Genomic DNA, 2,090 nt, shown 5'->3' on the forward strand with positions numbered 1-2,090 from the left:
GGCGCGTCCGGCGCGGACGGCCGGCACGGTCGTCAAGGACGAGGGTGAGGGCGGCAAGCAGCTCGCCGCGTTCCTCGCCGACCAGAAGTTCATCTGAGCCGGCGCAGCCGCCCCCTCACGAGCCCACAGCGAAGTACGGAGACATTGAGCAATGGCTGAGATTCTCGTTCTGGTGGACCACGCCGACGGTGTGGTCCGCAAGCCGGCCCTCGAACTGCTGACCCTGGCCCGCCGGATCGGTGAGCCGTCGGCGGTCGTGCTGGGTGCCGGCGCGGCCGCGGCCGACATCGCGGCGAAGGCCGGCGAGTTCGGTGCGGTGAAGGTGTACGTGGCGGACGGCGCGGAGTTCGCCGACCAGCTGGTCGTGCCGAAGGTCGACGCGCTGGCCCAGATCGCCAAGGCCTCGGAGGCCGCGGCGGTGCTGGTGACCTCGTCCGGTGAGGGCAAGGAGGTCGCCGCCCGCGTCGCGCTGCGGATCGGCTCCGGCATCATCACCGACGCCGTCGACCTGCGCGCCGGTGAGCAGGGTCCGGTCGCGACCCAGGCGGTGTTCGCCGCCTCCTTCACCGTCGACTCGCGCGTCAGCAACGGCGCCCCGGTCATCACGGTGAAGCCGAACGCGGTGGCCCCCGAGGCCGCTCCGGCCGCCGGCGCGGTGGAGAGCGTCGCCGTCGCCTTCACCGGCAACGCCGCCACCGTCACCTCGCGCACCCCGCGGGTCTCCTCCGGGCGTCCCGAGCTGACCGAGGCCGCGATCGTGGTCTCCGGCGGCCGCGGCGTCGGTGCCGCCGAGGGCTTCGGCGTGGTCGAGGAGCTGGCCGACGCGCTGGGCGCGGCCGTCGGTGCCTCGCGCGCCGCCGTCGACGCCGGCTGGTACCCGCACAGCAACCAGGTCGGCCAGACCGGCAAGCAGGTCTCGCCGCAGCTGTACGTGGCCAACGGCATCTCGGGCGCGATCCAGCACCGGGCCGGCATGCAGACCTCGAAGACCATCGTGGCCGTCAACAAGGACCCGGAGGCCCCGATCTTCGAGCTGGCGGACTACGGCGTGGTCGGCGACCTCTTCGCGGTGCTGCCGCAGCTCACCGGCGAGGTCCAGGCCCGCAAGGGCTGAGCCGCTCGCCCGAGCCCGATACGCCGGAGGGCGTGGCACCGAGTACCCGGTGCCACGCCCTCCGGCGTATCCGCTGCCGCTCCGTCCGGAGTACGTGGCGCAGGTCGTCCGCCCTCCCGCCGGCGGACCTGTCGGCCGCTCGCGCCGTCCGCGCCTGCTGGCCTGCCTCGACTGCCGGGCCTGCCGCGCCGCTACTCGGCGTACGCCGCCAAGTGCTGGGTGAACCCGCCCTGGCACGGCGGCAGCGGGCGCGGTTCGGCGGGCTGGACCCGCTCCGGCTCCTCCTGCGGCAGCAGCGTCAGCTCGGGCTGGTCGGAGTCGGGCGCCGGTGTCAGACGGACCCTGGTCCCCACCGGGACGGTGCTGCGCAGACCGCTGACGATGCACCACACGTCGAAGCCCTCGGCCATCCGGATCAGGGACTTCTGCCGGGCCAGCGGGGTCCGGGCCTGCTCGACGGCGCACCGGCGTACCACGCCGGTGCCCTCGCTGCGCTCCAGCCGCAGTTCGGTGGAGCCGCAGGTGGGGCAGAGCAGCCGCTGGAAGGTCGGGTTGCTGCACCACGTACAGCGCTGGAAGTACAGCGGGATGCTCTCGATGTCGGCGTCGATGGCTGAGTGGACCACGGTGTCGTCTCCCTGCACTCGGACTGGGTCGCCGGCTCGTTGTGCGCCGCCGGCGTACGGCCGGCGTGGCCGCCCGGGGCGTACCGCCGGGTGTGCGTCCTCGGTGTACGCCGGCGGTACGGCCTCCGTACGCCAGCAAAAGGATAGGGAACTCAGTGCCGCCCTGTGAAGGCACTGAGTTCCCTTTTTGCTGTGCGCATGCATAATGAAGGGTACTGAGTACCGTCGTGAAACAGGAGTACCGATCATGAGCCAGGACTTCGATCTCTTCCGGGTCTCCGAGGAGCACGGGATGCTGCGTGAGGCGGTGCGTTCGCTGGCCGAGGCGAAGATCGCTCCGTTCGCGGCGG

The 2,090-nt window shown here is 72.3% G+C and carries 2 protein-coding genes and 1 pseudogene; 2 read left to right on the top strand and 1 reads right to left on the bottom strand.

Going from position 1 to position 2,090, the window contains the following annotated elements; genetic code table 11:
- Positions 1-97 (top strand): annotated as a pseudogene (locus ACFXHB_RS44695) (electron transfer flavoprotein subunit beta); the annotation flags it as partial.
- A gap of 54 nt (positions 98-151) precedes the next feature.
- Positions 152-1,114 (top strand): electron transfer flavoprotein subunit alpha/FixB family protein, encoded by a 963-nt coding sequence (locus tag ACFXHB_RS44700; protein WP_380582966.1) that lies wholly within the window; start codon positions 152-154, stop codon positions 1,112-1,114.
- A gap of 191 nt (positions 1,115-1,305) precedes the next feature.
- Here the strand turns inward: ACFXHB_RS44700 and ACFXHB_RS44705 are convergent, their stop codons facing one another.
- The gene (locus ACFXHB_RS44705) at positions 1,306-1,740 is read right to left on the bottom strand and encodes a hypothetical protein (RefSeq protein WP_380582968.1); all 435 of its coding nucleotides are present in this window, start codon (positions 1,738-1,740) and stop codon (positions 1,306-1,308) included.
- Positions 1,741-2,090 lie beyond the last annotated feature (350 nt).

Source organism: Kitasatospora sp. NPDC059327 (genome assembly GCF_042752535.1).
GTDB lineage: Bacteria > Actinomycetota > Actinomycetes > Streptomycetales > Streptomycetaceae > Kitasatospora.